Origin of the sequence: uncultured Chitinophaga sp. (genome assembly GCF_902168175.1) — a bacterium.
GTDB lineage: Bacteria > Bacteroidota > Bacteroidia > Chitinophagales > Chitinophagaceae > Chitinophaga.
Window position 1 is genome coordinate 1 of the sequence record NZ_CABHOU010000044.1, and the last position, 5,491, is coordinate 5,491.

Sequence of the window (5,491 nt, forward strand, 5' to 3'; positions counted from 1 at the left end):
TTTATGGAACAGTTCTATTTCTTCAGGATTAAGCAGGCCCTTACGGAGGTCTTCAGACAATACCTGGAATATCTCATCCAGTTGTCGGTACTCTTTTTCTTCGGGGCCGCCCTTTTCAAGAACTTTCTTTAAAAATCTCATGGGGCTGAGGGTTGCTGTTGCGTTCATCATTTTGGGGGTTTTAAGATTAACGATGATGCAAAGATGTTGTGCTGGCGGCAAAGGAGAGGTGGGGAGTTAACACATGGGTGCTTTGACTTAATGAAGTTATGGGAACGGGGTTTAATAAAAAGGCCTGGCGAAATATCGCCAGGCCTTCTATAATTTAAGCTAAAACCTTATCCGGTGTGATGGGTAAATCTCTCAAACGTTTGCCTGTAGCATTAAAGATGGCATTAGCAATGGCCGCCGCCGACCCGATAATACCTACTTCTCCCAAACCTTTGGCCCCGCTTGGATTAATATTGGGATCTGTTTTATTGATAAACGCAACTTCAATAACCGGCGCATCTGCATTCACAGCAAAGTGATAACCAGCAAGATCGTTGCCCACCAGGTTGCCAAGATTTTTATCGGCCAGCTGCTCTTCCATCAATGCCATACCAATGCCGCCCACTACCGCGCCTGATATCTGGTTGGCGGCGGGTTTCTCGTTAACGATCCTGCCGCCGTCGGCCACACTCACCATCCTGTCGATCTTTACTTTGCCTGTTTTAATATTCACTTTAACCCTGCAAAAGTGTACGGCTGATGAACAGAATGCGTACTTTTGCCGCTCTTCTCCCGGGCCGGAGCTGGCTTCTACATCAACAGTAGTAAGGTTGTTTTTCTTCCAGATGTCTGCATAAGAAACAAATTCGTTATTGTTTGTTTTATAAGAAACGCCGGTTTCGGAAAGCAGTATATCCGGGAGTGCCGCATTTTTATACACCTCTTTCTGCACCAGCGCATATGTAGCCAGCTTTTGCTTTAACGCATCACACACGGCCGATACGGCGCCGCTGATGGAAGACAGGCCGGTACTGCCACCCTGACTGCCCGTAGCGGGAAAATCTGAATGCCCCAGTTCGATTTTTATCTTGTTTTTCGCAACACCGGTGCTGGAATGGGTAATATTTTGTATCGCTGTACCAGTGCCAGTTCCGATGTCGGTCATGGCGGTTTTAACGGTAATCGTTCCGTCTTTTTGCATGCTGATGCCCGCGCTGGCATTACCACGTCCTGCTCCCCACATCCCAATGCCCATCCCATAACCGATCTTCCACTCACCATCTGTTAGTGTGCCGGGTACCTGTTTTCTTTCTTTCCAGTTAATCATCGCTGCCCCCTTCTCCACACATTCGTTCACGAAGTTGGTCGACCAGGGTTTGCCGCTTTCAGGATCTGTGGTAACTGCGAGATTCTTCATCCGCAGCTCCAGCGGGTCTACCTGCATTTTATGACTCAGTTCGTCAATAGCACATTCCAGCGCAAAAGCACCGGTACAATCGCCCGGACCGCGCATCCAGGTGGGTGTACTCAGGTGAAGCGGAACGGTAGCCTGTTCTGTTTTCAGGTTATCGAAATTGTACACCATCCGCGTAATACGGGTAATGCCTTCACTGAAGGTTTCGTATTTGGAGGTGTTGTTCTTTGATTGATGCAGTATGCCTACGAACTTGCCATTGTTATCTGCGCCTAGTTTTACCTTTTGCCAGGCGGCGGGGCGGTAGCCGGTGAGGCTGAACATTTGCGGCCGGGTGAGTACTACTTTTACGGGCCGTTTTACCTGTTTTGCCGCCATTACTGATGCCAGTGCATGTGGCCATACGCGCAGGCCTGAGCCAAAACCGCCACCAACGAATTCGCTGCTTACTTCTATGTTTTGAGGCGGAATGTTAAACAGTCGCGCAAATACGCGCTGTACATTGTTTACGCCCTGGTTTTTATCGTATAGTACCAGTTTATCATCTGCTGTCCAGTGCGCAATGGTGGCGTGCATTTCCATGGGGTTATGCACTTCTGCCTGCACATTATATTCTGCTTCCACGATGTGGGCCGCACCAGACCATGCGTCCAGCGTGCCTTTCTCTTTACCGGCACTGGAAAGTTTTACACCGGGATGGGTGCTTTCGAAATCTACGTTCGCCTTTTCGGTATTGTATTCCGCGTCTATCAGCGAAGCCGCGTAGGTAGCATTTTCCAGGGTGTCGGCTATTACCAGCGCAATTGGCTGACCCCTGAAGTAGATCTTATCTGTATGAAAAATGGGTAAACCGAAACGGGTTTCTTTGATCTTCGCTTCGTCGGCCATCCCTGGTACTAAAGGTTTATGTTCATGGGTGATGATATCCAGTACACCCTCTACCTGTTTCGCTTTGCTGAGGTCGATGCTTTTAATGGAGCCCGCCGCTACGGCGCTGACTGCCAGCACTCCGTAACATACGTTCTTTACCTCGTATTCTGCCGCATATTTGCCGGAGCCTGTTACCTTGGCCACAGCTTCCACACGGCCTTCGGCCCTGGCTGCTACCGGTTTTTTAGTATTGAAAAGTCGCATGATACATCATTAAGCAGTTAAACAATTTTGCAGCGCGGTTTCTACAGCGCCTCTTAACATGGATTTCTTAAAACCATTGTTGGATAATGGTTTCACGTCTTTAATAACGATGTCGGCCGCAGCACTAAAGGTGGAGGCAGATGGCGCTTTTCCTTTTAAGTACTGCTCCGCCTCATACCAGCGCCATGGTTTATGCGCCACACCACCCGAGGCCAGTCTGGCGTCAGCAATGTGGTTGTCCTGTAAATGCAGCGCGGCAGCTACCGAAACCAGTGCGAAGGCGTAGGAGTCACGGTCCCTTAGTTTTAAATAATAAAAGTTTTTAGAGAAGGGATTTTCTGCAATGTCTACAGATGTGATGATCGCATTGGCGGGCAGGTTGTTATCCAGTTGCGGCGTATCGCCCGGCAGTTTATGGAAATCTTTGAAGGGGATGGATAACTGCTTTTTATTTTTATCGGTAGTGGCAACGGTGGCGTCCAGCGCCGCCAGTGCTACGCAGAGGTCGGAGGGATGCACCGCCACACATTGTTCGTTGTATCCCACGATCGCGTTCATACGGTTCTCACCGTTGATGGCACTGCAGCCACTGCCTGGCTTCCTTTTGTTGCAAGGTGTGGTAATGTCGTAGAAGTAAGGGCAACGTGTACGTTGTAACAGGTTGCCTGCCGTAGAGGCCATGTTCCTGATCTGTGGCGATGCACCGGCCAGCACGGCCTTTGCTACCAACGGATATTTAGATAAGATGGTTTTATCGGTAGTAATGGCGCTGTTACGCACCATCGCGCCAATACGAACGCCTTTGCCCTGCTGCTCTATTTTGCTGGAAAGTGCGGTGGTAATATCGAGTACGGCGTCTGGTCCGGCGATGTTTTTCTTCATCAGGTCGAGCAAATTAGTGCCACCTGCAATGAATTGCACCGTATCTTTTTTAATGGATAAGGCCTTGCCCAGGTTTTCTGGTTTGGAAAAAGTGAATGGCTTCATTTTGCAACTTTTTGAATGGATTCAACAATACCGTTGTAAGCCCCGCAGCGACAAAGGTTGCCGCTCATGAACTCCTTGATCTCTGCTACGGAACTGGTATGTCCCTCTTTTACACAGGCCACGGCCGACATAATCTGCCCCGGGGTACAGTACCCGCACTGGAACCCGTCGCATTCGATAAAGGCCTGCTGCATGGGGTGTAATTTTTCACCGTCTGCCAGTCCTTCGATGGTAGTCACTTCTTTGCCAGGCAGCATAGCGGCCAGGGTAAGGCAGCTCAGTACTCTTTCTCCGTCCACATGTACGGTACAGGCCCCACATTGTCCATGGTCGCAACCCTTTTTGGTGCCGGTAAGATGCAGGTCTTCCCGCAGCAAATCGAGTAAGGTGGTACGGGTGTCTACCGTTACCTTGTACATTTTTTTGTTGATGCTAACGGGAAGTGGAAAGGTTTGTTTCGGAGGTACAATAAAGTTCTTCGCTTCGTTGTACAGCGCCTTCACCGATGCCGGAATTGCCGCCAATACGGCCAGGGCGCCCGACGTTTTTAGGAAAAAACGCCTGCTATAGGATTGTTTGCCATTCATAAACGCAATGTTTATTAATTGATGTTGGTATCGTATGCTTTTATCAGATCGGGGACTGACCTTAATGCCCCCATATTTTGCGCGATCAGAAATAACTACAAGTAATATACCGAAATATTCTGCACTACGCGCCGGAAGCGCTGGATTTTAAATGCTTAACGAGTCAGCGTTAATGTTCCGTCAATCCGGTGGTGTTTTATACAGATGCGTCGCCCGCCCATATCAACCTCCCGAAAAGGGTGGCAGTAACGCAATTTCCGCATCTTCGCCCACAGTGGTATTTTCCTTAACCACTTTGCGGTCGAGCGTTACCAGGTACTTCGCCTCGCGAAGCCGTGGGTAAGTTTCATACAACAGCCGCTGTAGTTCGTCGGTGTTTGCTGGGCGCACTACATCTGCCTTCGCGCAGCCTGTAAGTGTTGCGAGTTGCCCGAAAAATAATATCTGTAAGGTGTTTTTCACGATAAATCAGGAAGAAAGAGTTTAAAGGAGGCGACGGCCAATACTACCGCCAGCAATATTTTGATCGTCCGCTGCGGAAAACGGATGGCGCCTGCATAAGAACCGAGTAGTCCGCCGCCGAAGGCAACGATCACGTAAAGTGTCATGTCGGGACTAAACTGTACACCACGGCTAAGCTGGCCGAATAAGCCGGATAATGAGTTCACGAAAATAAACAGGGCACTGATCGCTGCGGCCTGCTTCTGGTCGGTCCAGCGCAGCAACAATAGCACCGGTGATAGTATAACCCCGCCACCAATACCCAGCATGCCCGACAGTAAACCTATAGAAGCGCCGATCAGCAATAGCCAGCCTGTTTTAGGCTGCGCCGTTTTGTTAACCTCTATGTCCCGGAAAAACAGGAAGCGTGCCACGGGTATCAACAGGAAAACGCCCAGCATTTTACGGTACACCTCGGAATGTATGGCCATGGTACCGCCAACAAACGCCATGGGGACAGATGCCAGCGATAACGGGAGAAACAATCTCCGGTTAAAATAATTTCCCCGGTAGTAAAAGGTGAATGAAGTAAGCGATACAAAAAGATTAAGCAGCAGCGCCGTAGGTTTCATTACATCCGGTGCCACACTGAATAAGGCCATCAGTGCAAGGTACCCGCTCGCCCCGCCGTGTCCTACCGACGAATATAAGAATGCTACCGCAAACAGCAGCGGGCATAAGATTATCAAATCATCCATATACTGGCAACAGGTGAATATTTACAAGATCGTTTTCCTGGTATGGCTGTGCCGCTTCGTCCAACGCTACGAGGCAGTTGGCGGTGGCGAAACTGCGCATTCGGTACGAATCCTGGGCGGGTAATATGGTTACACGGCCGTCTGCATAATACCCTTTCAAAAAATGGGTAAGCTGGTTT

5 protein-coding genes and 1 pseudogene are annotated in these 5,491 nt (G+C 49.5%); all 6 read right to left on the reverse strand.

Annotated features, from left to right (window positions below):
• Positions 1-325: 325 nt before the first annotated feature.
• Positions 326-2,539, reverse strand: a complete 2,214-nt coding sequence (locus QZT80_RS09470) for a xanthine dehydrogenase family protein molybdopterin-binding subunit (protein ID WP_295121041.1) — start codon at positions 2,537-2,539, stop codon at positions 326-328.
• 9 nt (positions 2,540-2,548) lie between these two features.
• On the reverse strand, positions 2,549-3,526 hold the full coding sequence (locus QZT80_RS09475) for a xanthine dehydrogenase family protein subunit M (protein WP_295121045.1): 978 nt from the start codon (positions 3,524-3,526) through the stop codon (positions 2,549-2,551).
• Entirely contained in the window at positions 3,523-4,113 is a 591-nt protein-coding gene (locus QZT80_RS09480; protein ID WP_295121047.1) for a (2Fe-2S)-binding protein, read from the reverse strand. Before QZT80_RS09480 ends, QZT80_RS09475 begins: the two co-directional genes overlap by 4 nt.
• 222 nt (positions 4,114-4,335) lie before the next feature.
• The gene (locus QZT80_RS09485; RefSeq protein ID WP_295121049.1) at positions 4,336-4,575 is read right to left on the reverse strand and encodes a MoaD/ThiS family protein; all 240 of its coding nucleotides are present in this window, start codon (positions 4,573-4,575) and stop codon (positions 4,336-4,338) included.
• Positions 4,572-5,312: a sulfite exporter TauE/SafE family protein gene (locus tag QZT80_RS09490; protein WP_295121051.1), complete on the reverse strand. Its 741-nt coding sequence runs from the start codon at positions 5,310-5,312 to the stop codon at positions 4,572-4,574. Before QZT80_RS09490 ends, QZT80_RS09485 begins: the two co-directional genes overlap by 4 nt.
• Positions 5,305-5,491, reverse strand: a pseudogene (locus QZT80_RS09495) (molybdopterin molybdenumtransferase MoeA); the annotation flags it as partial. The gene QZT80_RS09490 and the pseudogene QZT80_RS09495, both read right to left, overlap by 8 nt.

Coding starts and splice junctions, on each gene's coding strand:
- QZT80_RS09470 (WP_295121041.1), bottom strand. CDS start 2,539: ATGCGACTTTTCAATACTAAAAAACCGGTAGCAGCCAGGGCCGAAGGC.
- QZT80_RS09490 (WP_295121051.1), bottom strand. CDS start 5,312: ATGGATGATTTGATAATCTTATGCCCGCTGCTGTTTGCGGTAGCATTC.
- QZT80_RS09475 (WP_295121045.1), bottom strand. CDS start 3,526: ATGAAGCCATTCACTTTTTCCAAACCAGAAAACCTGGGCAAGGCCTTA.
- QZT80_RS09480 (WP_295121047.1), bottom strand. CDS start 4,113: ATGAATGGCAAACAATCCTATAGCAGGCGTTTTTTCCTAAAAACGTCG.